We start from the raw sequence: 26,686 nt of genomic DNA on the forward strand, positions 1-26,686 counted from the left end.
CGTTCCGCAGTCGGGCGTTCGCACCCTTCTGTCGGCACCGGGACGAACCGACGGTTCGCGGAAAGCGGTAGGCTCATACTCGCGCCGCGGCGATAGCCGTCCGTGTATCTGCTCGAGCTCGGCGGCGAGGACGACGCGTTCGCGGCTTGCGAGGCGAAAAGCGCCGCGACCGACGTCCGGCGGATTGCGCCCGGCCTGGCCGTCGCGCGCGGCATCGTCCCCGAGCGCGTCCGCGGCCTCGCGTACACTCACCGCGCGAGCGAGCTTCTCGGCCGAACCGACGCGGATCTCGAGAGCGCGCAGGCATTGCTCGAGGCTGCGTCGATCGATCGGGATCGCGACGCGACGGTCGCAGTCCGAGCGACCGACGTCCACGGCGCGACCGGCATTAGCACCGAGCGGGCCGAACGGGAACTCGGCCAGGTGCTGGTCGATCGAGGCTTTTCGGTCGATCTCGAGGATCCCGACCACCTCCTGCGGGTCGCCTTTTCGGACGGGCGGCTCGAGGAACCGATGAACGCCGCGGGCGAACCCGCCGCACGCGACGAAGCCGACGCTCGAGGCGGCGACCGCGCCGCGGTCTGTGCGCTGGGCTGGCTCGAGGCCGAGAGCGTCCGCGACTTCGGCACTCGCGCGCCGACGGACAAACCCTTCTTCCAGCCCGGCAGCATGGACCCGCTGCTGGCCCGCGCGGTCGCGAACGTCGCGGGCGCGCGCCCCGGGCGCACGATACTGGACCCCATGTGCGGCACCGGCGGCGTCCTCGTCGAGGCCGGCCTCGTCGGCGCGGACGTGATCGGCACCGACGCCCAGTGGAAGATGGCCAACGGGGCGCGGACGAATCTCGAGCACTTCCTCGATACGGACGCCCCGTCGCCAACGGGCGTCGACCGCGGTGCGTGGCACGTCGGCCGCGGTGACGCCACCCGCCTGCCGCTCGCCGACGACGCGGTCGACGGCGTCGTCTTCGACGCGCCCTACGGCCGCCAGTCGAAGATCGACACCCACCGCCTCGAGGACTTAGTCGCCGGCGCGCTCGCCGAGGCCCGCCGCGTCGGCTCCCGGGCCGTCGTCGTCGCCGATCGGTCGTGGCGGACCGAGGCTCGGGCCGCTGGCTGGGAACTCGTCGCGTCGTTCGAACGGCGCGTCCACCGGTCGCTGACGCGGTACGTGCTGGTGCTCGAGTAACGTATTAGCTGTTGAGGCAGTCAGTAATCGGCCTCGAGCGCGCGCTCTCGAAGCCGCGCACCTTCGTCACTCTCGACCGTCAGGTCCGGGACGGGAACGGGTTTGCCGTCCGCGTCGATCGCGACGAACGTGAACGACGATTCGGTCGTTTTCTCCGTCTCGCCGCTTCGGGGTTCCTCGCGCCAGGCCCGCAGCGCCACGTGAACGCTGGTCCGGCCCTCGTCGTAGACGTAGGCCTCCACGAGCGCCGTGTCGCCGATCCGGATCGGCCGCTCGAAGTCGAGTTCGTTCACCTGCGCGGTGACGCAGGTCTCGCCGGCGAAGCGCATCGCCGACATCGCGCTCACCTCGTCGAGCCACTTCATCAGGTTGCCGCCGTGGAGCGTATTATTGTTGTTCGCGTGGTTCGGCTGGACGCGAAAGCGATTCGTGATGCGCGTCTCGAGGACGTTCGGCATATCCCGGTGTTCGCACGAGGGGGTGAAGAAAACGGCCCCGACGTGTGGACAGACTGACTTTTTCTGGCAGCGCCCAGCAACAATCGATATGGCTCGAGATACGGAGGTCCCCGATCCGCCCCGTACGTCTGCAGGCCGAACGCGACGGCGCGACTCGAGAAACGGATCGAGTGAGAAGCGAGTGGTACCCGGGTTCGCAAAATCGGTCGGTGCGCCGTCGATCAGGCGTCTCGACCTAGCTCCGCCAGCAGGTGCGAGACGTGGATCCGGTCGCTCGTCCCCTCGTGTAGTTCGAACTCGATGTCCGCGGCCAGCCGGTGAATCCGGGCCAACTTCTCGCCCTGATACCGCTTGCGTCCGATCCGGAGGATGGCGTCGAGCACTTCCTCGCCGTCGAGTCCCTCGTCGACGAGGAGGTCGTCGAGCGTGCTCCGGGCGTCGGTGAACTCGCCGGCCTCAGCGTCGTCGAGCATCGATTCCACCTCGTCGTCCAGGCCGACCTCCCCGAGGGTCTCGTAGGCCGCGTTCATCGTCAGTTCGCCCTCGTCCTCGACGGTCGTCTGGGCGCCCAGGATCGCCTGCCGGAGGTTGCCGTCGGCGTAGTTGGCGACGAACTCGAGGCCGTCCGCGTCGTACTCGACGTCCTCGGCCTCGAGAATGCGCTCCAGTACGGTGACGGTCTCGTCGGTCGTCGGCGACCGGACGGAAACGGGGAAACACCGCGAGCGGATCGGCGGGATCAGCTTCGTCGGTTGTCGGGTGGCGACGATGAACTGGGTCGTCCGGTGGTGTTGTTCCATGATCCGGCGCAGGGCCTGCTGGAAGTCCTCGCGGACGTCCTCGGCGTTGTCCAGCAGGATCGTCTTGTAGTCGCCCGAAACGGAGGAGTAGCTGGCCGATTCCTTGAGGACGTGGTTGATCATGTCCCGCTTGGACATCGAGGAGCGGCCGACGAGGAACTGCGCGAACCGGGGGTCGTTCTTGATCTCGGTCTTCGTCCGGCCGAAGAAGTCGGCGACGTTGATCTCGATCAGGTCGTTGTCCGGATCCACGTGGGCCTCGCGAGCCAGCGCGCGCGCCGCCGCCGTCTTCCCGCTGCCGGGTGGCCCCTGGAGCAGGAGGTTGATCGGTTCCTCGACGGCCCGCTCTAAGTACTCGCGAACGTCGTCCTGGGGCAACTCCGCCAGTTCGGGAGCGTGCGTATCGGTCCACAGCGGCGCGTCCATCGACAGCCGGTAGGGGCGGGGCGGGTAAGAATCGGTCGATTGTTCGATCGGCTCGAGGCGGTGGGCGGGAGGTTACTCGTCGACCTGCTCGACGCTCACGGTGCCGTCGTTCGCGGACTCGTTCTCGGAAGCCGCGAGTTCGCTGTTGCTCTCGTTTGCGGTGGCGCCGTCATCGCCGTCGTCCGTCGACTCGAGTTCCCCATCCGCGAGCGTGAACGTCGTCTCGACGGGCTCGCCGTCGTGTTCGATCGGCGTCGCCGACTCGTTGTCGGCGGGGTCGCCCTCGTAGAGGACGGCCGTGAGTTCGTCGTCGCTGTCGACCCCCTCGAGGGCGACGGTGACGTTCTCGTGTTCGCCCGGCGCGAGCGCCGCGCTCGTACCGACGACGGTGGCGTTGTCGTCGCTGCCGTTGCCGTCGGTCCGGTCCTCGACGGCAACGTACCCGTCCGCCGGAATCGCGACGTCGAACGTCGCCGTGCTCTCGTTCTCGCTCGTGTTCGCGACGGTCACGGCGGGATCGGTATGGAACTCGAACTCGATCGTCTGGAGCGCGCCGTCGGCGTCGGTGTAGACGCCGATAGTCCGCTCGCCGGGTGTCGCCTCGCTGGCGTCGAACTGGAAGGTCACGTTCCGGGATTCTTCGGCCTCGAGTTCCAGCAGTTGCCGATCGACGACCGCGCCGTCGAGACGCACCTCGACGTTTTGCTGGGTCGTGAACTCGGTGGGGTTGCTGATCGTCGCGTTGATCGGGATCGTCCCGTTGGTCGTCGCCGTCGCCGGCACGTCGACGGATTCGACGACGAACGAGTTAGTCAGGCCCTGCTGTTCGGGGGTCGTCACCGTCGCGGTGTCGCTGACCGGGAACCCGTCCTCGAGGTAGGGGCGGTCCTCCTCGCCCTCGCTTTCCGCGTACGTGTAGGTTTCGTCGCCGTCGGTGTCCTGATGGACCGTCGCCGTGAGTTGACCGGTGAGTTCCCGGTTTGCAGCCTCGTCGCGTTCGACGGTGACGTTCTCGTGGCTCCCCGAACTCAGGTAGTCGGAAACGGCGATCGGCTCCGAGCCGCCGTCGGTGATGACGACGAAGCCGCCGTCGGACAGCGAGACCGACTCGATCGTCACGCTCGTGCCGTCGCCCTGTTGGTCCGCGAACGCGATCGACGCCTCCGGGTCCTCCTCGACGCCGAAGAGGGTCGGCGCTTGCCCGACGAGTATCCCCGCAGCGAGCACGACCGTGATCGCGAGTAAAATTGCCCCGATACGCTTGATCGTGCCGAAGGTCGATCTCGAGCTCATTGTGACGTTAGTCGCGGACCGTCTCCGATCGGTCGACGGCTCGCAGTCACCGACAATTCGGGGCGCATCGATGTAAACATTGAGTTCTACTGCTGCGTGTGCATTTGACGCGCCCGCGTTCGCCAGTTCCCCGTCCGAGATGGCACTGACTGTAACGGTCCGAGGGACTATTTACCGATAGTTATCGATACACTACAATCATATTTTAATCCTAGAATACATTCAATAATTCATACTGGACATAATATTCAACCTAGTAAAGAGTTAATTACGGCATCGTAGTTGGAGCATATATGGGTCCACCGGCACCGAGGCTCGTCTGGCGCTCGTTCGCAGTCACGAACCATCGTCCGGGTCGAGTACGTCGCACCCGCCCGATACCGGAGTCGAAACCGCAGGTACCGGACGATCGAGGCGACAGTACGGCCACTCGAACGCCGAATCGCGCCGGCACACGATGATCGTCGCAGCGACCCTCACGGTGCTCGGTCTCCTGATCGGGATCGGAATCGTCCAGCGGTACGGCCTTCGGCTCTCCGGAGTCCTCGTCGTGCCGCTGTTCGCCGTGTACGCGCTGTACGATTTCACCGCGATTCCGGCGTTCGCACTCGGCATAATCGCCGCCTACGGCGGCCTGGTGATCCTCCAGCGCCGAACGTTCCTGTTCGGCCGCCAGCTCCTGCTGGCGAGCATGGGGATCAGCATGGCCGTCCCCCTCGGTGTTTTCGGTGGACTCACACTGCTCGGCGTGCCCGGGCTCACCCTGTCCGACGTCACGTTCGTCGGGAGCATCCTCCCGGGCGTCGCCGCGTACAACTACCACCAGCTCGAGTCGGATCGGCGCCGCGACGACGTGCTGTTGAGCGCCGCGACGTTGCTCGGGTTGACCGGGCTCGGCGTCGCGCTCGTCAACCTTCCCCTGGCCCCGTATCTCGGCTCGCTGACGCCGCCGGTCCTGTACGGCGAGGGGTCGGATATCGCCGCGATTCAGGGCGTGAGCTTCTCGGACGCCTCGAGTCCCCTCACTGCACCGCCCGCGGTGATCCTCGCGGCGATCGTCGCGGGGATGGTCGTCTCCGAGGGGGCGTACCTTCGCTGGGGGATCAGACTCAACGGCATCATCGCCTTGCCGTTGCTCGCGCTGTTTACGCTCCGGTCGGTCGCCGTGTTCCCGCTGTACGTCGCGGGACTCGCCGCCGTCTACGGGCTGATCACGCTGCTTCACCGCTGGACGCTGCTGTACGGCCGGGTGTTGCTCGCGAGCGGGCTGGTCATCGCGATGGTCGGTTCGGTTCCGGTCGCAATGGTCGCCCCGGTGACGAGCGGGCGGCACCTGTTCTTCGCGGCGATCCTGATCGGCATCGGTGCGTACAACCTGCATCGGATGCCGCCGGAACACCGCTCGACGTCGATCGCGCTCTCCGCGGGCGCGTTCGTCGGCTTCCTCGGCGTCTTGGGCTGGGTGGTCGGCCCGCTACCGGAAGCGATCGTCGCCGATCCGGACGTCCTCGAGGCCGGGGCCGTGCTCGTCGCGACCGTCGTCGTGATCGTCGCCGCGGGGACCGCCCTCCGACTCGAGCGACTCCGACCGAGCGCTGCGGAGCGTCGTCGAATCGCCTCGCACGACCACACCGACTCCTAACCCACCACACCTCACTCCACCCCCACGATGGCATACCCAAACTTCGATCTCCCGGTCGCGGAACCGGTCACACGAATCGCGAAGCAACTCGCGACGCCGCTGACGCGCGGCGTCGATCACCGACAGCGGTTGGCGGATATCGACGTTCGGATCGTCGTCTCCGGCACGCGCGGCAAGTCCGGGACGACCGAACGCATCCACGACGTCCTCCGCTCGCGCGGCTACGACGTCTACGCGAAGATCACCGGCAACCACCCGCTGTCGCTGTACAACGGTGAGCGACACGAGGTCGACCGCGGCGAGCGCGTCACGCTCTACGAGAACGTCCGCGAACTCCGCAAGTACACCCCCGTCGACGCCCTGATCCTCGAGAATCAGGGGATCACGGACTACACGACGCGGCTGATGAACGAGGCGTTCGGCAAACCGGACGTGCTCGTCGTCACGAATGTCCGTCAGGATCACCGCGACACGCTCGGCGGCTCTCGCGCCGACATCGCCCGCGCGTTCGCTCGGGCCACGCCCGAGGGAACCCACGTCGTCAGCGGCGAACAGGACCCCCGGCTCCGCGCGCTCCTCGAGCGCGAACTCGAGGCGATCGGCGCGACGATTTCGCACGTCGACGTCCCGGAAACCCACCGCGACCTGCCGGGCGCGGAGACCGTCTACGCGATCAACGACGTCCTCGCGGCGATCGGCGAGCAGCCGTTGTCCGACCGCGTCATCGAGGACATGCTCGAGGAGTTCCGAATCGAGTGGACGTCGGTGCCGAACGGCCGCGTGTTCAACGCCGCCGACGTCAACGACGTCGAGAGTACGGAACTCGTCAGGCAGGCGTTGGTCGACGGCGGTACCGGCGACGAGGAAGTCGTCCAGCCGTTCCTCTACCTGCGTCGCGACCGTCGCGCTCGTACCGCATCGTTCCGGGACTACCTCGAGTCGCTCGCCGATCGCGGGGCGATCGAACAGGTACGCGTTGCGGGGGGACACGCGGCGCTGTTCGCCGAGAAGACGACGTTTCCAGTGGTCGTCCACGACGAGGACGCGGAGTCCGCGGGTGGGGTGTTAGACGAGGCGCTGGCCGACGGCTGGCCGGTGCTCGTGATGGGGAACACCGTCGCGGAGTTCATGCGAGATCTCGACGATGCGATCCAGCGACGACACGATGCCGTCGATCGACGTCGGCAGGAACGGGACGAGGAGACAGACGCGGATGGCGACGACCGAACCGCCTCCGACGAACAGCGTTCGACCGACCCGCAGCAACTGCCAGCGTAGTCCGATCCGACCGGCCACGACACACCACACCACCTCCGACGATGACAGACAACGATACTGACTCCGACACCGACTCCACGCGGCATCGTTTCCGACCATCCCGCCGAACGTTCCTCGGCGCGGCACTCGCCTCACCGGCCGCACTGGGACTCGGCGTGACCAGCTACCAAGCCGCGACGCGGCCCGACAGCGACGTCTCCTACGACACCGGCCTCGTCTGCTCGCTCGCCGATACCCAGGACGACCTCGACGGCAACCAGCACGCGATCTCGGCCGATCCGCGACTGCTCGAGGCCCACGGGCTGTCGGCCGGGGACCAGCTCCGGGTCGAGCGCTCCGACGACGAGTTCGCGGCCTACACGGTCGCCGAGAGCCGCCCCGAGGCGCCACAGGGAATCGTCCGCATGTCCGACAGCGGGCAGTACCGCCTCGACCTCGCCGACCGAGAGTGGTCGGCCGAGGACGATCTGAACACGTGTCCCGCGCCCCGAACCGATCACTCGCTCGAGGACGAGTTCGAAGCCGACATCTCGACGACCCTGCCGCGACCGGATCTCTCGGTCGACGAGGCCCGCGAGCAGGGCGAACTCGTCGAGCAACTCGACGAGGGCGACGAGTCGCTGGTCGCGATCGCACCCCACGGCGGCGGCATGCAGCCGTGGACCGACGAGCAGGCGGCCCGCGTCGGCGAACTCGCGTCGGCGACGAGCTGGCGAGCGCTCGGCTGGGGCCCCTCGCCCGAGGGCGGCGCGTTCCGCCGGTGGTACGTCCCGTCCACGGAGATTTCCCCGGCCTCGTACCCGAAACTCGCCGAGATCGCCGACACCGAGTTCGACGTCGCCGTCGACTTCGGTGGCGTCTGCGAGTCGGGTATCGAGGTCGGCGGCACCGCCGACGAGTCGCTGCGCGCCGAGATTCGCGATGCGATCAACGAGGCACTGCCGCGCTGTGCCGTCGAAGCGACGCTCCCCGACGAGCCCGACGGCACGGCCGACTCGATGCTGGTCAACCGGCTCGGCGAGGACGGCGTCTTCGTCTCCCAGAGCTACGCGACCCGCCGCGCGTACTGGAAGCAGATCGCTCACGGCGTCGCCGCCGCCCTGAGCGACGACGTGAGCGCCGCCCTCGCATCGCTCGAGTCGGCCGGCTGTTAGCGCCCCGAACGTCGGCCCGACGGCGCTATTTTTCGGCTTGATTCGAAGGCGGTATACTTGTCCCGGCCCCATATCGACCCGATGCCACTGCGCGTGACGTTTTTGGGAACGGCCGGGGCGATTCCGACGACCGAGCGGAATCCGAGCGGAATCTTCGTCTCCCGCGAGGGCGAGGAGCTGCTGTTCGACGCCGGCGAGGGGACCCAGCGCCAGATGATGCGCTTTGGCACCGGCTTTTCGGTCTCGCACCTGTTCGTCACGCACCTCCACGGCGACCACGTCCTCGGGATTCCGGGGCTGCTCCAGACCATGGACTTCAACGAGCGCGAGGAGCCCCTCGCGATTCACACGCCACGCGGCACGCGCCGGAAACTCGAGTCGCTCGTGAACGCCCTCGACAACGACCCCGCCTTCCCCGTGCGGATCAACGAGGTCGGCGACGGGGACGTGGCCTACCGCGCCGACGAGTACGAGGTCCGCGCGTTCGGGACCGACCACGACGCCCGGTCGGTCGGCTACGCCCTCGTCGAGGACGACCGCAAGGGCCGGTTCGACCGCGAGCGCGCCGAGGAACTCGGCGTCCCGGTCGGGCCGAAGTTCTCTAAACTCCACGAGGGCACCCCCGTCGAACTCGAGGACGGCACCGTCGTCGAGCCCGAGCAGGTCGTCGGCGACCCGCGACCGGGGCGTACGATCGTCTACACCGGTGATACGCGGCCGACGGTGGCGACGATCGAAGTCGCCGACGACCCCGACCTGCTGATCCACGACGCGACCTTCGCCGAGGATCGGGCCGACCGCGCGACGAAGACGGCCCACTCGACGGCCAAACAGGCCGCCGAAATCGCCAACCGGGCCGGTGCGAGTCGGCTGGCGCTGATGCACCTGTCCTCGCGCTACGCGGGCTATACGGACGATCACCTCGCGGAGGCCCGCGAGGTGTTCGACGGCGAGGTCTTCGTCCCCGAGGACGGGCAGAAACTCGAGATTCCGTATCCTGACGCGGACGCAGACCCGGACGAGTAGCCGGTCGACCGAGACGCCGAGACGCTATTCGCGGAGACGCTACTCGTGGCCGTACACCGGCACCGGCTCGTAGGGCTCCTCGAGGTAGTCGACGTCCGAATCTGAAAGGTCGATCTCGAGCGCTTCCACCGCTTCTTCGAGGTGCTCGACGCTCGAGGTGCCGACGATCGGCGCGGTCACGTTGTCGTTCTGGAAGTGCCAGGCCAGCGCGATCTGGGCCATCGTGACGCCCTTCTCGTCGGCCAGTTCCTGAACCCGTTCGTTGATCGCCTCGCTGCCCGAGAACTCGTGGTAGGGGACGCCGGCCTCTTCGGCCTCGTGCTCGCCGCGGGTCGTCGTCTGGAACTCCTCGTGGGGACGTGCGAGGTAGCCCGCCCCGAGCGGGCTCCACGGAATCGTGCCGACGTCGTACTGCTCGCAGACGGGGTACATCTCGCGCTCCTCCTCGCGGTAGGCCAGATGATAGAGGTTCTGCATCGTCTCGAACGGCGCCAGTCCCTCCCGCTCGCTCACTCGCCGGGCCTCGAGGAACTGGTGGGCCCACATCGACGAGGCGCCGATATGGCGAACCTTGCCGCGCCGGACGGCGTCGTCTAACGCCCGCAGCGTCGTCTCGATCGGCGTGTCGTAATCCCAGCGGTGGATCTGGTAGAGGTCGAGCGCGTCCATCCCCAGCCGGTCCAGGGTGTGTTCGAGTTCCTGTTCGATGGTCTTTCTCGAGAGCCCGGTCGCGTTGCGGTGGTCGTTTGCGCCCCTGAACCGGACCTTCGAGGCGACGACCATCTCGTCGCGGTCGTAGTCGGCGAGCACGTCGCCGAGGATCTCCTCGCTCTCGCCGTAGGAGTAGATATTGGCGGTGTCGAAGAAGTTGATTCCCAGATCGATCGCGCGCTCGATGAGTTCGCGGCTCTCATCCTCGTCTAACATCCACTCGCGATCGGTGCCGAAGCTCATGCAGCCGAGACAGATCTTGCTGACTTCCATGCCGGTCGAACCGAGTGTGGTGTACTCCATGCGAACACATGACTCAGGGGCCGTCAAATAGCCACGGTCAGCGGCAGAACAGTTACGACAGCCACGTAATGAGACGTGCCTGTGGCCGCCCCGTGACCGGTCGACGAACTCGAGAAGCGAGTTCTCGTCCTCGAATCCCGACACTGAACCGCCGTTGCCCCCCGCCATGGGTTTATATTCGGGGATTGCCTAACGGTATCCGTGAGCACCCGAACGAGTGCGCTCGATGCAGTCGTCTTCGGAGTCGACGTGCAAAGCGGCGACGTGCGGGGCGACGCGCCCTCCTACGCACTGGTTAGGTACGACGGCGAGGAGGTCCGCCGCGACGTCGTCTCCCACCGCAAACTCCGGCGACTGATCGACGACGAGGAGCCGGCGATCGTCGCGACGGACAACATGTACGAGCTGGCCGCCGACAAGGACCAGCTCATCCACTTCCTCGGGTCACTGCCCTCCGGAACCAAGCTCGTCCAGGTGACCGGCGCCGAGCAGCCCGAACCCCTCTCCCGGGTCGCGAAGCGCCACGGAATCCCCTACGGCAAGCAACCGATGAAGGAGGCCGAGGCCGCGGCCCGCCTCGCGGCCCACAACGTCGGCTACGAGGTGTCGGCCTTTACCGACACTACGGAGGTCAAGGTCTCGAGGGGCCGCTCGACCGGCAGCGGCGGCTGGAGCGAGGACCGCTACACCCGCCGCATCCACGGCTCCGTCAAGAAACGCTCCCGCGAAGTCGAATCGGAACTCGAGGACGCCAACCTCGAGTACGAGCGCGACGTTCGGGAGGCCTACGGCGGCTACGCGAACGCCGTCTTCACCGTCGAAGCCAAGCCCAGCGAGATTCCGGTCTCGCGCAACCGCTCGGGCGACGTTCGCGTCGAGATCGAACGGGAGCGCCGGGACGGCATCGAGTTCCGGCCGCTCGCCAAGCGCCGGGACCACGTCATCGTCGGGATCGACCCCGGCACGACGACCGCCGTCGCCATCGTCGGCCTCGAGGGCGAGGTGTTAGACGTCTGGAGCTCCCGGACCAGCGACACCGCCGAGGTCATCGAGTGGATCGTCGAGCGGGGCCGGCCGATCGTCGTCGCGGCGGACGTAACGCCGATGCCCGAGACGGTGGAAAAATTCCGCCGGAGCTTCGACGCCGCCGGTTGGGCCCCCGAGACCGACCTGCCGGTCGACGAGAAGCAACACCGCACGCGCGAGCACCCCTACGAGAACGACCACCAGCGCGACGCGATGGCAGCCGCGCTCTACGCCTTCGACGCCCGCGAGGACCAGTTCGAGCGCATCGCCCGGAAGCTGCCGCCGGGTCTCGACCGCGGCGAGGTGACCGCCCGCGTCGTCGCCGGCGAGGAGAGCGTCGAGGCCGTCCTCGCGGATCTCGAGGACGACGACGACGGCGAGGAGGAGTCGACCGAGCACCAGCCCCGCGAACTCACCGAAGAAGAGAAGCGGATCAAGGACCTCAAGCGCCAGGTCGAGCGCCTCCAGTCGCACGTCGACACCCTCGAGGACCGCCTCGAGCAGAAGGACGACCGCATCGACGACCTCGAGTCCGAACTCGAGGCTGCCCGCCGCAAGGAGCGCAAGGAGGTCCGGAAGGACCGCGAGGTGACCCGCTATCGCCGCAAGGCCGAGCGCCTCGAGTACGAGCGCGACGAGGCCCGCGAAGAGGTCGAAGCCTTAGAGAAGAAAGTCGAGCGGATGAAGGCCCTCTGGAAGCTCGACCACTCGAACTTCAGCGACGTCTCGGCGAAGAAGGAGGGACTCGTTCCCGTAAAGGTCGTCGAGAAGTTCACCAAAGGAGCCATTCGGGAGGCCGACGAACAGTACGGGATCGCCCCGGGCGACGTCGTCTACCTTCGGGACGCCAGCGGCGCGGGCCGCTCGACGGCCGAACTCCTCGCGGACTTCGAGCCGCGAGTCATCCTGAAAGACGGCGGGCTCTCCGATATCGCCGACGAGATCCTCTTCGACGAGGAAATCCCGGTCGGTCCCGCCGACGACGTCGCCATGCAGGAGGTCGACGAACTCGCCGTCGCCCGCGAGGACGACGTCGAGGCCGTCATCGACGACTGGCACGAGCGCGCTCGCGATCGCCGCCTCGACCGGAAGGCCGAGATGGTCGATCAACTCATCAGCGAGCACCGGGCCGGCAACAACGAAGTCTAAGGTCGATCCGTCGCGATTTCTCGGTTCGGTCTGCGATGCCGCGCTCGAGTTCGGGTTCGGGCTCTATCTCGAGTTCGAGTTCGACTTCGGGTTTAAGTGCCGCTCAGGTGTGGATTCAGTCCGCCGACTCCACCGGCGAGAGCACCTGCGGCACCTCTTCGACGTCGACTTCGTCGGTCAGATCCTCGGCGTCGTCGACCGGCCCGTTGACGAACAGCGCGTGCCCGATGAACGCGAGCGCCACGATTCCGAGCGCGGCAATCGAGACCTCGAGGGCGATCGGCGTGACGTAGCCGATGAGCGCCCCCACGGCGAGACTCCCGCCGATACAACCTAACACGAGATCGTAATAGTGCAGCGAGTAGCCCATACCGGATGGACACACTGGGGCGGCAAAACGGTCAGGGGTGCGATCGCGCGGTTCCGCGGCCCGTCGTCTCAGGCTTCGCAGTTTCGCGCTCGTCGTCTCGCGACTCGCGGACTCGTGGCCCGGGGGTCGGCTCGAGCGGCTGTTAGAACATGCCGAAGCTCTGGAGCATACCCGAGACCAGCGACTTCACGACCAGTCCGAGGCCGACGAGCACGAGCGCCATCCCAGCGGCGATGATCGGGTTCGCGTAGGCAATGAGTCCGATACCGCCGAGTAACACTACGACGCCGACGATCCCGAGGGGACCGATCTTGTCGATCATACGCAGGAGTGGTCAGGCGACGGAAATAAACGACGTGGTTTGCCGGCCGCTCGAGCGGTCGTCGCGCGTGCACAGCAGGCGTCGCGAGTCCGTTCGCTCTCCCCGCCCTCGTGGTGCGATCCCCGCGCGGAAATCGATAAAGGGTTAAACGCTTCCAACGCGAATTTGGCCGTATGAGTGACGACGGCGACGGCGGTCGCAAGAACCTCCGGATGCCAGAGGACGACGAGGTCTTCGCGACCGTCACTGACATGCTCGGGGCGAATCGGGTGAAAGTACGCTGTGCTGATGGGACAGAGCGCACCGCGCGCATCCCCGGCAAGATGCAAAAGCGCATCTGGATCCGCGAGGACGACGTCGTCCTCGTCGAACCCTGGGACTGGCAGGACGAGAAGGCCGATATCACCTGGCGCTACGAGAAGAGCGAAGCCGACCAGCTGCGAGAAGAAGGCCATATTCAGTAGACCGACCTTTTGCGCTGCGCTCACAGCGGCGCTGCGCACCGCTGTTCGCTCGGCAAAACGTCGATGAAAAGCACTCCTCCTTCCCCTCCATTCACTGCGTTCATTCTGGGTCAGTCGTCGGCCCGCGAGCGCCGTCGGCGCTCGCGGTGAACGGCGTCGCTCGGGTTCTTCGAACCGCTCGCTCGCCGATAGGATACCGGTGGATCGTTTCATCGCCACCGGTCGTTGTTCGCTGAACACGTCTCCTATAGAGAGGCCTGCCCTTCCCCGACTCGAGCCCTCCTCGCGGCCGGCACCCAACTGCGCAAATGTAACGGATCCGTCCCGAACGAAGCCAGCACAGAAAGCTTATCTCGTCCCTTGACTTTCCGGCTGGCATGACTCTCAGTCGTCGGCAGCTCCTGCAGGGGGTCGGAGCTGGCGTTGGTACTGGGTTGCTCGGGACGACGGCCTCGAGATCGGCGTCGGCGTCGTCGACCGCTTCCGACACCCGCAGAGTGTTCGTCCACCCGCGGGACGGCCTGCTCGGGAACCTCCTCGACGTCGTCGAGGCCGTCGGCGGGACGACGGTCCTCGAGTACGACAACTTCGACTTTGTGGTCGCGGCGGTTCCCGAGAACCGACTGGACGACCTCCTTTCCGCGACCGGCGTCGCGGCCGTCGAGGAGGACGACGAGACGGGGATTCCGGACGACTGGAACCCGTCGCTGCTCGATGTCTTGCTGCCGCCGGACCGGTCGGACTGTTCGACGCATCCGGACCAGCGGGCGTCGTGGGGCCACGAGCGAATCGGCGTCACCGACGTCGAACCGGACGGCACCGGCGTCGATATCGGCATTCTGGATACGGGGATCCAGACCGACCACTGTAGCCTCGAGGTCGCCGGCGGGCGGAACTTCACGGCCGCCGGGCCGCCCGGCGACTACGAGGACCGCCACGGACACGGGACTCACGTCGCCGGCATCGCCGCCGCGGTGGACAACGAACTCGGCGTCGTCGGTGCGGCGCCGAACGCGAACTGCTACGCCGTGAAGGTGCTCGACGACGAGGGCCGGGGCCGGTACAGCGAACTGGTCGCCGGCATCGACTGGTGTATCTCGAACGACGTCGAGATCATCTCGATGAGCCTCGGCGGCGAGACCGAGAGCGACACGCTCGCTGAGGCGATCGAGACCGCCCACGGGGAGGGTCACCTCCTCCTCTCCGCGGCCGGAAACGAGGGGAACCCGGGCGACGGCTCCTGCGACGCGGCGACGATGACCTACCCGGCGACCCACGAGAACGTCGTCGCTGTCGCCGCGACGGACGAGGACGACTCGCTGGCGTCCTACAGCAGCGTCGGTGCCGCCGTCGACCTGCTCGCGCCGGGGACGGACATCGTCTCGAGCGTCGCCGACAACGAGTACGCCGAGGCCAGCGGGACGAGCATGGCCTGTCCGTTCGTCACCGGCGTCGCGGCGTTGGTCTGGGAGCGCAGCGAGGCGGACGGTCCGGGCCCGAACGAGGCGGTCCGGCAGACGCTCGCAGAAACGGCGGAACCGGTCCTCGAGACCTGCGACGCGCACGGCCTCGTGGACGCTCGCGCGGCACTCGGGAAGGACGGCGCGGTCGACGACGAACCCGCCAGCGCCACAGATCAGGACGGCGAACGCGCCGGAAACCGACTCACGGCGGCGCTCGAGTGGCTCGCCGACGCGATAACCAGTTTCCTCGAGTGGCTCCGGGGAGTGGTCCGCTAAGAGTCTGCGAACGCAGCCGCATTGGGAGTTCGACGCGATCGACTACAGTCCGGCGACGTCCTCGATCGCGTCGGTCAGTTCCTTGATCGACTCGAGGTCGTGTTCGCCCATGTGGCCGATGCGGAACGTCTGCTCGCCGAGTTGGGAGCCGTAGCCGTTCGAGAAAACGAAGTCGTACTCCTCGCTGACGGCCTCGATCGTCTCGGCGACGTTGATCCCCTGGGTGTTCTCGATACAGGAGACCGTCTGGGACTCGTAGCCCTCCTCGGGGAACATATCGAAGTGTTCGCGGGCCCACTCGCGGGTGTACTCGGCCATCTCGCGGTGGCGCTCGTCGCGGGCGTCGTGGCCTTCCTCGAGCATGTGTTTCATCTGCTTGCGGTAGGCGAGCATGATCGGGATGGCGGGCGTCGAGTGGGTCTGGCCCTTCCGGTCGTAGTAGTCGAGGGTGCGCTGGAAGCCGCCGTACCACGACGCCGAATCCTTCTCGAGTTCCCGTTCGTAGGCCTCGTCGCTGACCACGCAGACGGCCAGTCCCGGCGGCATGGCGAAGGCCTTCTGTGTCGAGGCGAAGATGACGTCGATGTTGTGCTCGTCGATGTCGACGTTGTCGCCGCCCAGCGCGGAGACGGCGTCGACGACGAAGTAGGTGTCCGGGTACTCGGCGACGACGTCGCCGATCTCCTCGATCGGATTGCGGACGCCGGTCGAGGACTCGTTCATCACGGTCGCGACGACGTCGTAGTGCTTGTCGCTGTTCTCGAGTTCCGCGCGGATGTCTTCGGGTTTGATCGCCTGGCCCCACTCGTACTCGAGTCGGTCGACGGTCTTGCCCAGCCGCTCGGCGACGTTGGCGTGGCGCTCGCTGAAGCTGCCGCAGGTCGGGACGAGGATGTTCTCGTCGACGAGGTTGAGCGTCGAGGCCTCCCAGAACTCGGTGCCCGAGGCGGTGAGGATGATGACCTCGTTGTCGGTGCCGAGGAACTCCTTCGTGTCCTCGACGATGGTCGTATAGAGGTCGGTCATGCGGTCCATCCGATGGCCGAACATCGGCTGGCTCATCTCCTCGATGACGTCCTCGCGCACTTCGGTCGGACCGGGGATGTACAGCGTCTTGTCGGGGTAGTCGTCGGTATACTCGCGTTTCTCGGTCACGGAAACCACCTGAGTACGGCTTACTGCGTCACCCGATGGTATGGTACTTTTGATGCCGTGTCGAAATCGAGTTGTCCGTCAGGGCGTCGTCGCTGCGCTCGAGCCGCTGCGCATTCGGCGTCTATCGATCGGTTAGACGGCGTTTCCGATAACCGACCCATTCAGTTCGGTCGCGGGGAACGGGCGGCGACGAGAGTGCGGCCGCTACCCGACGGTAGGCCAGCGGAAAACCGCGAGAAACGGTAACGGAATCGAAGCGGTGTCGCGGTCGCGTCGTTATTCGACCTGGATCTCGCCGACCATCTGCGACTCGTGGGGTCGGCAGACGTACTCGACGATCTCGCTGGTGGCTTCGAACTCGATCATCTGGCTGTCGCCGGGCTCTTCCTCGTTGGTCGTCTCGGTCTCGTAGTCCTCGACGACCTCGCCGCTGTCGTTGCGGAGTTCGATGTTGTGAGTGCCGCCGTCGCCCTGTGGCCAGCCGATCGTGTAGGTCTCGCCCTCCGTGAGAATCAGCGTCGGGTTGGACGCGTCCGCGATGCTGTCCGGAGCGATACCGGTCCATTCGGTCGTCTGGGCGTCGAGTTCGATGGTCGTGCCCGGCTCGATCTCGGTGCCGTCGGAGCCGCCACCGTTGCCGCTGTCGTCGCCGTTGCCACCGTCTTCGCCGTTACCGTTGCCGTTACCGCCACCGCCACAGCCGGCGACGAGCGCCGTCGTTGCTGCTGCGCCGGTTACCTTGAGCGCTTTTCGGCGGGAAACCGCGTTCTCTCGTGTCATCACTCCAGGGTTAGGGCTGGCCACATAAAAATGGACACCCTCTTCCCCTACAAAGTTATGCACTCACATACCACAACTGTCGAAATCGAACGGCACCAGATACCTTTTTATCGACTCGATCGGCGTCGCCCGATCCCCGGCACGGTCGACCGGGAGTGGTGCCGATCAGTTACTCCGTCGTCTCGTGATCGCGGCCGAACCGCGTTCCCGGCTCGAGCGAGAGTTTGAGGAAGATCGGGACGGTGACGACGGCGATCGCGATCTCGAGGCCGCCGACGGCGAGAAACGCGAGGCCGTAGCCGTAGTTGCTGGCAACGGTGCCGCCGATGAGATAGCCGCCGAGGAAGCCGAGGCTGCCGGCGAGGTTGAAACCGGCCATCGCGAGGCCGCGTTCGCTCTCGTCGGCGAGATCGGTGACCAGCGCCATCGTCGTCGGCGACACCAGCGCGCCGAGGACGCCGATGCCGACCATTCCGACGGCCGCCGTCGCCACCGACGGCGCGGCGCTGACCGCGAGGATGCCGACGCCGTAGCAGATCGAGCCGACCACGATCGGAATCGTCCGGCCGATTCGATCCGACAGCGCGCCCATCGGATACTGCAGGAGCGCGAAGGGCGCGAAGAAACACGCAAGCAGGAGGCCGGTCGTCCCGGCGTCGACGCCGAAGACGTCCTGGAAGTACAGCGTCCCGACGAGCGCGAAGAAGCCGGCGGTCATGCGGTCGACGAACCCGAACGCGTAGGGAATCGACAGCGTCGGCTGGCGGCGCACCCCCTCGAGCAGCGCGCGGGCGGTCCGCTTCTGTGTCGGCGTGCGGTCCTCGATCGTCGAGACGACCGCTCCGACGACGACGAGCAGGCCGGCGGCGACGACCAGCGGCGCGAGCGGATTGACTTCGGTCAGTTGGCCGCCGACCGGCGCCCCGATCGCGGCCCCGAGCCCGATGGCGATTCCCGCCGCGCCCATGTTCCGGCCGTGGCCGCCCTCCAAATCCATCAGCATGGTCATCGTCAGCGAGAACGCGCCGATGGTCATCGCACCCTGAAAGAGCCGCAGGAGGAGCACGCCCTCGAAGGAGATCGAGCCGATCGCGGGCACCGCGGCCAGCGACGCGTAGCCGACGGCCCCGGCCAGCGCCCCGGCGACGATAAACGGCGTCCGCCGGCCGGTCACGTCGCTCGCGACGCCCCAGACGCCGACGAAGGCGACGTAGGCGGCGAACTCCGCGACGAGGAACCACATGCTCGCGTCCAGCGGCGTCGCCGCGAACGCCGAGGTGGACGCGTCGGCGCCTAACGTCTCGACGAGCGTCGCGACCCCCGGATAGAGCAACAGCTGGGAGAACAGCACGGCGAACACGACCGCGGCGAGTACCAGCCGGTCCCGATCGCTCGAGTGCACGGCCGCCCCTACGTACTACGGGCCCATCAAGGCGTCTGTCCCGGACGATAGCGGTAGCGCGGGCCGCCCGGTTCAGTCGTCGCCGTCGCCGTTGCCGACCGCCGCCTGCGCCGCCTCGAGCGTGAAGTTCCCTTCGTAGAGCGCGCTGCCGACGACCACCGCCGCCGCACCGGCATCCGCGAGCGCGCGGACGTCCTCGAGCGTCGCCACGCCGCCGCTGGCGATCACCGGGATGTCGGTCGCCGCGACGAGGTCTCGGACGGGCTCGGTCGCGACGCCCTCGAGTTGGCCCTCGACGTCGACGTTCGTGAACAAGATTGCGGCGGCGCCCAGATCCTCGTAGCGCTCGGCGGCTTCGACGGGTGAGACGCCGGCGCCTTCGGTCCAGCCCTCGACGACGACCTCGCCGTCTTTCGCGTCGAGACTGACGACGACGCTGTCCGGATATTCGTCTCTGATCTCGCGAACGATTTCGGGGTTCTCGACGGCCGCGGTGCCGAGGATGACCCGGTCGACTCCGCGCTCGAGCAGGTCGGAGGCGTCCTCGACGGTTCGAATCCCGCCGCCCAATTGGGTGGGCACGTCGACGGCCTCGAGCACCCCCTCGATCGCGTCGGCGTTCGCGCGCTCGCCCTCGAACGCACCGTCCAGATCGACGAGGTGCAGCGACTCCGCGCCGGCGTCGATCCACCGCCGGGCGGCCTCGACGGGGTCGCCGTAGGTCTTCTCGGTGCCGCGCTCGCCCTGAACGAGTTGGACGACCTCGCCGTCCTGGATGTCGACGGCGGGGATGACCTCGAACTCGGCGCCGGACTCGAACTGATCGTGCATACCCGTGTGGGCGCGCCCGACTCGAGTAAAGGCGACGGTTCCGACCGCCGCGTCGCCGCCGGGCCGCTGGTTCCGACCGCCTGTCGGCGCCGATGGTCGTCATCGGTCCGTTACAGTTCGCTTTCCTTGCGGAGTTATTACATATTCGCTCGGTGTGGTTCCCACTACGAACGATGGTGGGGCTCGCGCCGCTGGTTCAGGAGTCGGCGGCTCAACCCGCGTTGACGACCGACATTCTCGTCGTGTTCGGCGTCGTTCTCCTCGCGCTCGTGCTCTTTCTCACCGAGCGCCTCCCGATCGACGTCACCGCAATCTTGCTGATCGTCGTGTTGGTCGTCTTGGAGCCGTGGACCGGCATCGATCCCGCGACGGGTATCTCCGGGTTCGCAAACGAGGCCACGATCACCGTCCTCGCGATGCTCATCCTGAGCGGCGGCATCAGCCGAACGGGGCTCGTCCAGGAACTCGGCCGGCGAATGGCCGCGTTCGCGGGCACCAGCATTCGGAAGCAGTTGTTCGCGACCGTCGCCGCGACCAGCCCCGTCTCCGGCTTTCTCAACAACACGCCGGTCGTCGCCCTGCTGGTGCCGGTCGTCACCGACGTCGCCAACCGGGGCAACACCTCCCCGTCGAAGCTGCTGATCCCGCTGTCGTACGCCTCGCAGATGGGCGGGATGCTTACGCTCATCGGGACCTCGACCAACATCCTCGCCAGCGACGTTAGCGGTCGGCTCGGGAGCCAGTACCCCGAACTCCACCGGTTCTCGATGTTCGAGTTCACCCAACTCGGCGCCGTCGTCGTCGTCGTCGGCTCGCTCTACCTGATCTTCGTCGGCCACTACCTCCTCCCCGAGCGCGTCCCGCCGCGCGCGGACTACCTCGAGGAGTACGAGGTGGGGAACTACGTCGCCGACGTGGCCGTCGTCCCGGGCTCGCCGCTGGTCGGCGAGACGGTCGGCGACGCCGTCGAGTTGCTCGCCTCCGACGTCGACATCGTGCAGGTCGTCCGCGACGAGGATCACTCGATCGCGCCGCGACGGGAGACCCGGCTGCACGAGGGCGACGTCCTCGTCGTTCGCACGAACCGGGACGCGATCACGGCGCTCGAGGACGCCGCGGGGATCGAGCTGGTCGGGTTCCCGCGGTCGGATACGGACCTCTCGACCGACGAGGGAATCATCACCGAAATCGTCGTCTCGCTGGATTCGCGGCTGGTCGGCGAACGGCTCGATCCCGAGGGGTTCCGCGAGGAGTTCAACGCCGCCGTCCTCGGCCTGCGACATCACGGCGAACTCATCGCCGAGCGCATCGTCGGGACCCGCCTCGACGTCGGCGACACGTTACTGGTGCAGGCGCCACCTGAGACGCTCGATCGGCTCTCCCGCCGGGACGACGTGATCGTCGCCCGGGAACCGCCCCGCTCCGAGTACCGCGCCGACAAGGCGCCGATCGCCGTCGCCATCATGGTCGGGGTCGTCGCCGTCGCCGCCCTCGAGATCTATCCGATCCTGATCTCGGCGCTCGCGGGCGTGGTCGCGATGATCGCCACGGGCGTCTTAGAGCCCAACGAACTGTACGACGCCGTCGAGTGGGACATCATCTTCCTGCTGGCGGGCGTGATCCCGCTGGGGATCGCTTTAGAGCAGTCCGGTGCGGCGGCGTACCTCGCCTTCCTCGTCGTGCAGTCTGCGGGCTTTCTACCGACGATCGTCGTGCTCTGGCTGTTTTACATCCTTACGGGGCTGCTCACGGAGGTCATCAGCAACAACGCCAGCGTCGTCCTCCTGATCCCGGTCGCGGCGGCCGCGGCGGCGGGGATCGGTGCGAACCCGTTCGCGTTCGTGCTGGCGGTGACCTTCGCCGCCAGCACGGCCTTTCTGGGCCCGATCGGCTACCAGACGAACCTATTCGTCTACGGACCCGGCGGCTACCGGTTCAGCGACTACTTCCGGATCGGCGCGCCGCTCCAGTTGATACTGTCGGTGGTGACCGTGCTCGGGATCGCGTTCTTCTGGGGCGTCTGACGTCGATTCCCCAAAGTAATTTCACACGCTGCGCTAAACTACTGGTAGATGCTGAGTTCCCGTCAGGATCGCGTTCGAACCTACCTGGACACCGCGACCGCGCTGGTGGAGGTGGCCGAACGATGAATCCGAGTCGTATCGACGCGATCATCGATCTCGCCTACGGCGTCCTGATTTTCGTCTCGGTCGTGCTGATCGTCATCGAGGGCACGCGGGTCGGGGTCGCGCTCGGGTTGGGCGTTCTCGTCTCGTACGCCTTACACGTCATCTGGAAGATGGCGCGTTTCGACCCCGAGTGGATGACGAGGGAAGTCGAAGAGACGGTCGAAGAAGCCGTCGAACAGACGATCGGCGAGCAGGTCGGCGCGGTCCAAGACCAGATCGAGACCGTCGACGAGCGTATCGATCGCCGGCCCCGCGAAGACGAGATCGAGGACCTCCTCGAGGAGACGGTCGCCGACGATGCGACCGACGACGCGGCGGGCGGGGACGGCGCCGAAAGGTCTGGTCGATAACCCCCCGGTTCCGATCTCGGTCCCGGTCGGGGCAGGTTCTGGCTCTGACTCGGGCCCCTCACGCAACGGACCCGAACTCGAGTTCTCGTCCACCGGTCCACGCGACCGAGAGAGCACAACGAATATCCGAATCCGCGTAAAATCGCATAGCAGATCTCAGTATGGTGTCCGTACTGCTGCTCGTCGGGATTCTCGTGGCGGTCTTCGTGGGATTCAACATCGGCGGCGCCACGACGGGGCCGGCGTTCGGGCCGGCCGTCGGCGCCGACGCCATCTCGAAAACCGTCGCCGGGCTGTTGATGGCGGTGTTTTTCTTCGTCGGGGCGTGGACGATCGGCCGACAGGTCGTCAACACGCTCGGGAACGAACTCGTCACCGATCCCGGCGTGTTCACGCTCGAGGCCAGCGTCGGCGTCCTCTTTTTCATCGGCATCGCGCTGTTCGTCGGGAACTTCTTCGGCGTGCCCGCGTCGACGTCGATGACGGCCGTCGGCTCGATCGCGGGGCTCGGACTCGCCGCCGGCGAACTCGACTGGGCGGTGATGGGCGAGATCGCCATCTGGTGGATCGTCTCGCCCTTTATCGGCTTCTGGGTGTCGCTGATCATCGGCCGCTACTTCTACGCCGCCCTCAACCGCCGAATCGTGATCGAGCGCAGCCAGGGGCCGCTCTTTACGATCGATCGCTCTCGGGGCGTGCCGCTCCCGGTCCCGAGCGAAACCACGAACCGGCGCGAACTCGGCGGCGTGGCGATGGTGATCGCCATCGGCTGCGTGATGGCCTACAGTTCCGGCACCTCCAACATCGCGAACGCGATCGCGCCGCTGGTCGGCAGCGGCGAACTCGAGATGAATCCCGCGATCATCATCGGCTGTGTCGCGGTCGGGATCGGGACGCTCACCATCGCGCGCCGAACTCTCGAGACGATGGGCAGCGAACTCACGGAACTGCCGTTGACGGCGGCGATCGTCACCGCGACGGTAAGCTCGACGCTCGTCATCTTCCTCTCGGCGATCGGCATTCCCGCGAGCTTCGTCATCATCGCGACGATGTGTATCATCGGCCTCGGATGGGGGCGGGCGACGCGCCCGGTGACGGTGACCGACGCAGTTCGCGGCGAAGGGGAGACCCCGGTTTCGGTCGGCGCGCTGACCGCCGATCGAGAGGGCGACGAACTGCCGCCGATCGGCGAGGAGGAGCCCGAGCGGATCCCGAGCGCAGCCGACCTGTTCGATCCGGGGACGACGGCCCGCGTCGTCCTCATGCAGAACGTCGTGCCGGCTATCGCGACTATCGGGGCGTACGCCACGTTCCGATTCGTTCCGCTCTTCGGGATCTGACGCCGTCCGCCCGCGATCTCGGTGGTTGTTCTCGAGACGCCGGTTGATTCTCGCTTCTCGACTTTCGCTCTCGGCTCTCGGTTCTCGACCCCCGACTTTCTTCGACTCTCGACTTTCGACTCTCGACGACCGAACTGCGCCCCACTGAACCAACTGCGACCCGCCCGGACTATATTACGCGTCGGCCCGTACGTGACGCTGAGATACCGTCGATGCCCGACACCGACGACCACCGCGTGCTCGTTCCCGTCGCGGTGCTCCGCGGCGAGAGCGTTCCCACGACCGTCATCGACGCGTTCGCGTCGATTCCGGTCCTCCTGCTCGGCTACCACGAGGTCCCCGAGCAGACGCCGCCGGATCTAGCGCGCGAGCAGTTCCAGCGGCGAGCCGCGCGCGAACTCGAGGAGCGTCGCTCGGTGTTCGAGGCCGCCGGCTGTCCCGTCACCTCGCGGCTCGTGTTCACCCACGACCGCTTCAGAACCTTCGAACGCGTCGCGGTCGACGCGGGCTGTGACGCCGTCCTAATTCTCAACCCGGCCCCGATCCTCGAGTCGATGCTCGTCGCCATCCGCAGCGACGTCAACGTCGAACACAAGGCGCGACTCGTCGCCACCGTCCTCGAGGACACGGCCATCGACGTAACGCTCCTCCACGTCGTCGGGGACGAGCGCGACCGCGAGCGGGGCGAGGAACTGCTCGCGACGACGGCGACGGCGCTCGAGGACGCGGGACTCGATCCCGACCGCATCTCCCGGTCGGTCGTCGTCGACGACTCGCCGACCGCAGCGATCCTCGCGGCCGCCGAGGATCACGACATGCTCGTCGCCGGCGAGAGCCGCCCCTCGATTCGCCGCTACGTCTTCCGGGACCGCGCCGAGCGGCTCGCGAAGCGCACGGCCGATCCGGTCTTGGTCGTCCGCGGGGAGTACCGCGAGGACGAGGGCGCGGGCGACGACGAGGCGGCGCGAGACGCGACGCCGGAGTAAGACCGCCGTTGCTCGCGCCGTCTCACGGCTCCGAGGCCGCCGCCGAGTCTTCCGAGTGCCGAACGACCAGCACCGGGCCGACCGACTCCGCGGCGATCCGCTCGGCTTCGTCGCCGAACAGCAGCGACTGGAGGGAGGGCGCGCGTTCGCCGACGACGACGGCATCGTGGGCGGCGGCGTCCTCCGTGAGCGCGTCGAACGCGCGGCCGCCGAGCGCGTCGAGCGGCCCCTCGCTCACGACGAGCGTCGACTCGGTCTCGACGCCGCGACCCGCGAGCGTTTCGGCGGCCTCCTCGAGCAACAGTCGGCCGTCGGCCTCCGCGTCGGTCGCGAGAAACAGGGTGACGCCGATCTCGCGGTCGCCGATCAGGTCGGCGACGAACGCGAGGACGCGGTCGGCGGCGACGTCCCCGGTCAGGGGGACCAGAAGTCGGTCGATCGACTCTGCGATTCCCGGGAGAACGTACGCCTGCGAGCCGGTTTCCTCGGCGACGCGGTCGATCGTTCGATCCCGGTCGTGCGTGAACGCGAGCCGGGAGTCGGCCGCGCCCCCGGCCGCCTCGAACGTCGCCGTCAGGGTCTCGAGGGCGGCGGTCGCGCGGTCGCCGTACTGGACCCGCGCCTGATCCGGCGGCGTCTGCTCGGGCAGGACGTGGTAGCCCAGAACGGTCACGTCGGCGGGCGCGAGCAGGTCGACGAGCCCCGGCGAGACGGACTCGCCCTCGAGGACGGCCAGCGGGACGAGGACGCGGCTCATCACAGGACACCTCGCAGGGTGACGTTGCGGGCGTAGTAGACGTACCAGCCGGCGGTCGCGACCATCACCGCGACGCCGATGAGCTGCGACGTCGGCTGCATGAACGCGATGAGCCCGAAGCTGGCGACCGCCCCCACCGCCGGGACGACGGGGTAGCCCGGAACCCGGAAGTCAGGATCGTACCACGTCGGCTCGTCCCGGCGAAGCGCGACGAGGGCGACGCAGATGAGGCCGTACATAACGAGGTGCAGGAACGAGGCGACCTCCGCGAGGATCGTCACCCGACCGGTGGCGGTCAACGCCAGGATCGGCCCGCCGGCTAACCCGAGCGCGACGTGGGGCGTCCCGTACCGGAGGTTGATCCGGCTCGCCCATCGCGGGAGCAGGGCGTCCCGCGAGACGGCGTAGACCGCCCGCGAGGTGCTGAGAATCGACGCGTTGGCGCTCGAGATCGTCGCGAGGAGGCCGCCGAAGACGATCGCAACCGCGCCGATCGGACCGAGGTAGTGGCGGCCGACTTCGACCATCGCCGTCTCGCCGAGGTCGGCGAGGCGCTCGCTGCCGAACGCGCTCGTCGCGACGAAGATGGTCGCGACGTAGAGGACGCCGACGATGACCACGGAGCCGACCATCGACAGCGGGAGGTTCCGACCGGGATTGCGCATCTCGCCGGCGACGGTCGCGATCTGCGCGAAGCCGAGATAGGAGGTGAACACGAGCGCCGCAGTCGTCAACACGGGCACCGCGCCGAACGGCGCGAACCGTTCGGGCGCGGCCGGTTCGCCGACGAGACCGAGGGCGTCGAGTCCGCCGAATCCCAGAAAGAACGTCAGTATGGACAACAGCAGGGCGACGATCCCGTTCTGGAGTTTCGCCGCGTTCTCCGTGCCCGTGACGTTTAGCACCGTGAACCCGGCACCGAACAGCAGCGCCAGCGGGATGACCCAGCCGTTGCCGACGGCGATGCCGAGTTCCGCGAGCGTATCGACGGCGTAGTAGCCGAAGCCGACGAGGTAAAACGCCGTCGCGAACACGAGCCCAAGCCACAGCGACAGGCCGACGACGGTCCCGGCGAGCGTGCCGAGTCCGCGCGAGATGAAGTAGTAGCCGCCGCCGCTTTTCGGCATCGCGGTCGCCAGTTCCGACGCCGGCAGCGCCACGAACAGCGCGATCACCGCCCCGATCGCGAACGAGCCCGCGGCCGCGGGTCCCGCACGCCCCGCCGCCAACCCGGGAAAGACGAAGATGCCGGCGCCGATCATCGTCCCGATCCCGATCGCGAGACCGCCGGCAAGTCCCAGCGTCCGCTCGAGTTCGGCGTCCTCGGTTTTCGTCGCCGCGTCGGTTTCGACCGTCGGCTCGATCCGCGGCGCCTCGTTGTCGACGTTCGTGCCGCCGCCCCGCGGCGTATCGGTGTCCATAGTCGGTCCGTAGCCTGTGGGTGACTATACCACGCACGCTCTTGGTACTGGGGGGCGTCGGTTGCCGTCCCCGCCTGTCGTGCCATCCCAGTCACCCGCGCGCTTATCCCCGTCGCCGTGGGAGAG

The 26,686-nt window shown here is 67.3% G+C and carries 24 protein-coding genes; 12 read left to right on the plus strand and 12 right to left on the minus strand.

Translation table 11 applies throughout. The features are described from left to right. The first annotated feature begins 102 nt into the window (after positions 1 to 102). Complete coding sequence (locus tag ATJ93_RS17180; protein WP_120245875.1) at positions 103 to 1,188, plus strand: THUMP domain-containing protein; 1,086 nt, start codon at positions 103 to 105, stop codon at positions 1,186 to 1,188. A 20-nt stretch (positions 1,189 to 1,208) separates the two neighbouring features. Here ATJ93_RS17180 and ATJ93_RS17185 read toward each other — a convergent pair whose 3' ends face one another. From ATJ93_RS17185 to ATJ93_RS17195, 3 genes are all read right to left on the minus strand, one after another. Continuing rightward, positions 1,209 to 1,646: an acyl-CoA thioesterase gene (locus tag ATJ93_RS17185; protein ID WP_120245876.1), complete on the minus strand. Its 438-nt coding sequence runs from the start codon at positions 1,644 to 1,646 to the stop codon at positions 1,209 to 1,211. 221 nt (positions 1,647 to 1,867) lie between these two features. Continuing rightward, positions 1,868 to 2,872 carry an AAA family ATPase gene (locus tag ATJ93_RS17190; protein WP_120245877.1) on the minus strand — a complete coding sequence of 335 codons (1,005 nt, stop codon included), beginning with the start codon at positions 2,870 to 2,872 and terminating at the stop codon, positions 1,868 to 1,870. Between the two features lie 72 nt (positions 2,873 to 2,944). Beyond that, entirely contained in the window at positions 2,945 to 4,165 is a 1,221-nt protein-coding gene (locus ATJ93_RS17195) for a DUF7282 domain-containing protein (protein WP_120245878.1), read from the minus strand. Between the two features lie 457 nt (positions 4,166 to 4,622). On the opposite strand from ATJ93_RS17195, the gene ATJ93_RS17200 reads away from it, so the two are divergent. The 4 genes from ATJ93_RS17200 (at position 4,623) to rnz (ending at position 9,265) form a co-directional block, all read left to right on the plus strand. Beyond that, on the plus strand, positions 4,623 to 5,807 hold the full coding sequence (locus ATJ93_RS17200) for a poly-gamma-glutamate biosynthesis protein PgsC/CapC (protein WP_120245879.1): 1,185 nt from the start codon (positions 4,623 to 4,625) through the stop codon (positions 5,805 to 5,807). Between the two features lie 27 nt (positions 5,808 to 5,834). After that, the gene (locus ATJ93_RS17205; protein ID WP_120245880.1) at positions 5,835 to 7,085 is read left to right on the plus strand and encodes a Mur ligase family protein; all 1,251 of its coding nucleotides are present in this window, start codon (positions 5,835 to 5,837) and stop codon (positions 7,083 to 7,085) included. Between the two features lie 155 nt (positions 7,086 to 7,240). After that, positions 7,241 to 8,239 carry a poly-gamma-glutamate hydrolase family protein gene (locus tag ATJ93_RS17210; protein WP_245977626.1) on the plus strand — a complete coding sequence of 333 codons (999 nt, stop codon included), beginning with the start codon at positions 7,241 to 7,243 and terminating at the stop codon, positions 8,237 to 8,239. An 81-nt stretch (positions 8,240 to 8,320) separates the two neighbouring features. Continuing rightward, positions 8,321 to 9,265 carry a ribonuclease Z gene (rnz, locus tag ATJ93_RS17215; RefSeq protein WP_120245882.1) on the plus strand — a complete coding sequence of 315 codons (945 nt, stop codon included), beginning with the start codon at positions 8,321 to 8,323 and terminating at the stop codon, positions 9,263 to 9,265. 39 nt (positions 9,266 to 9,304) lie between these two features. Here the strand turns inward: rnz and ATJ93_RS17220 are convergent, their stop codons facing one another. Further along, entirely contained in the window at positions 9,305 to 10,279 is a 975-nt protein-coding gene (locus ATJ93_RS17220) for an aldo/keto reductase (protein ID WP_120245883.1), read from the minus strand. A gap of 201 nt (positions 10,280 to 10,480) precedes the next feature. Here ATJ93_RS17220 and ATJ93_RS17225 point away from each other — a divergent pair, with 201 nt between their 5' ends. Continuing rightward, positions 10,481 to 12,454 (plus strand): DUF460 domain-containing protein, encoded by a 1,974-nt coding sequence (locus ATJ93_RS17225; RefSeq protein WP_120245884.1) that lies wholly within the window; start codon positions 10,481 to 10,483, stop codon positions 12,452 to 12,454. Positions 12,455 to 12,569: 115 nt separating this feature from the next. Here ATJ93_RS17225 and ATJ93_RS17230 read toward each other — a convergent pair whose 3' ends face one another. Continuing rightward, positions 12,570 to 12,824, minus strand: a complete 255-nt coding sequence (locus ATJ93_RS17230) for a hypothetical protein (RefSeq protein WP_120245885.1) — start codon at positions 12,822 to 12,824, stop codon at positions 12,570 to 12,572. A 142-nt stretch (positions 12,825 to 12,966) separates the two neighbouring features. Beyond that, on the minus strand, positions 12,967 to 13,146 hold the full coding sequence (locus tag ATJ93_RS17235) for a DUF7470 family protein (protein WP_013878774.1): 180 nt from the start codon (positions 13,144 to 13,146) through the stop codon (positions 12,967 to 12,969). Between the two features lie 173 nt (positions 13,147 to 13,319). On the opposite strand from ATJ93_RS17235, the gene eif1A reads away from it, so the two are divergent. Together eif1A and ATJ93_RS17245 are read left to right on the plus strand one after the other, a co-directional pair. Further along, positions 13,320 to 13,610 carry a translation initiation factor eIF-1A gene (eif1A, locus tag ATJ93_RS17240; protein ID WP_120245886.1) on the plus strand — a complete coding sequence of 97 codons (291 nt, stop codon included), beginning with the start codon at positions 13,320 to 13,322 and terminating at the stop codon, positions 13,608 to 13,610. A 377-nt stretch (positions 13,611 to 13,987) separates the two neighbouring features. Beyond that, positions 13,988 to 15,349, plus strand: a complete 1,362-nt coding sequence (locus ATJ93_RS17245; RefSeq protein WP_120245887.1) for a S8 family peptidase — start codon at positions 13,988 to 13,990, stop codon at positions 15,347 to 15,349. Positions 15,350 to 15,391: 42 nt separating this feature from the next. Here ATJ93_RS17245 and ATJ93_RS17250 read toward each other — a convergent pair whose 3' ends face one another. From ATJ93_RS17250 to hisA, 4 genes are all read right to left on the minus strand, one after another. After that, the gene (locus ATJ93_RS17250; RefSeq protein WP_120246044.1) at positions 15,392 to 16,504 is read right to left on the minus strand and encodes a pyridoxal-phosphate-dependent aminotransferase family protein; all 1,113 of its coding nucleotides are present in this window, start codon (positions 16,502 to 16,504) and stop codon (positions 15,392 to 15,394) included. 276 nt (positions 16,505 to 16,780) lie between these two features. Then, positions 16,781 to 17,284, minus strand: a complete 504-nt coding sequence (locus ATJ93_RS17255; protein ID WP_120245888.1) for a cupredoxin domain-containing protein — start codon at positions 17,282 to 17,284, stop codon at positions 16,781 to 16,783. A 169-nt stretch (positions 17,285 to 17,453) separates the two neighbouring features. Then, positions 17,454 to 18,686 (minus strand): MFS transporter, encoded by a 1,233-nt coding sequence (locus ATJ93_RS17260; RefSeq protein WP_120245889.1) that lies wholly within the window; start codon positions 18,684 to 18,686, stop codon positions 17,454 to 17,456. Between the two features lie 72 nt (positions 18,687 to 18,758). Next, complete coding sequence (gene hisA, locus ATJ93_RS17265; protein WP_120245890.1) at positions 18,759 to 19,517, minus strand: 1-(5-phosphoribosyl)-5-[(5-phosphoribosylamino)methylideneamino]imidazole-4-carboxamide isomerase; 759 nt, start codon at positions 19,515 to 19,517, stop codon at positions 18,759 to 18,761. 173 nt (positions 19,518 to 19,690) lie between these two features. Between hisA and ATJ93_RS17270 the strand changes: the two genes are divergently transcribed. The 4 genes from ATJ93_RS17270 to ATJ93_RS17285 all read left to right on the plus strand — a co-directional run bounded on the left by ATJ93_RS17270 (position 19,691) and on the right by ATJ93_RS17285 (position 24,382). After that, positions 19,691 to 21,541: an SLC13 family permease gene (locus ATJ93_RS17270; RefSeq protein WP_120245891.1), complete on the plus strand. Its 1,851-nt coding sequence runs from the start codon at positions 19,691 to 19,693 to the stop codon at positions 21,539 to 21,541. 122 nt (positions 21,542 to 21,663) lie between these two features. Beyond that, entirely contained in the window at positions 21,664 to 22,056 is a 393-nt protein-coding gene (locus ATJ93_RS17275) for a hypothetical protein (protein ID WP_120245892.1), read from the plus strand. A gap of 161 nt (positions 22,057 to 22,217) precedes the next feature. Further along, positions 22,218 to 23,396 (plus strand): inorganic phosphate transporter, encoded by a 1,179-nt coding sequence (locus ATJ93_RS17280; protein ID WP_120245893.1) that lies wholly within the window; start codon positions 22,218 to 22,220, stop codon positions 23,394 to 23,396. A gap of 212 nt (positions 23,397 to 23,608) precedes the next feature. Further along, positions 23,609 to 24,382, plus strand: a complete 774-nt coding sequence (locus tag ATJ93_RS17285) for a universal stress protein (RefSeq protein WP_120245894.1) — start codon at positions 23,609 to 23,611, stop codon at positions 24,380 to 24,382. 22 nt (positions 24,383 to 24,404) lie between these two features. Here the strand turns inward: ATJ93_RS17285 and ATJ93_RS17290 are convergent, their stop codons facing one another. After that, positions 24,405 to 25,139, minus strand: a complete 735-nt coding sequence (locus ATJ93_RS17290) for a universal stress protein (protein ID WP_120245895.1) — start codon at positions 25,137 to 25,139, stop codon at positions 24,405 to 24,407. Next, the gene (locus ATJ93_RS17295) at positions 25,139 to 26,560 is read right to left on the minus strand and encodes an APC family permease (RefSeq protein WP_120245896.1); all 1,422 of its coding nucleotides are present in this window, start codon (positions 26,558 to 26,560) and stop codon (positions 25,139 to 25,141) included. Before ATJ93_RS17295 ends, ATJ93_RS17290 begins: the two co-directional genes overlap by 1 nt. Between the last annotated feature and the right edge of the window lie 126 nt (positions 26,561 to 26,686).

Origin of the sequence: Halopiger aswanensis (genome assembly GCF_003610195.1) — an archaeon.
GTDB lineage: Archaea > Halobacteriota > Halobacteria > Halobacteriales > Natrialbaceae > Halopiger > Halopiger aswanensis.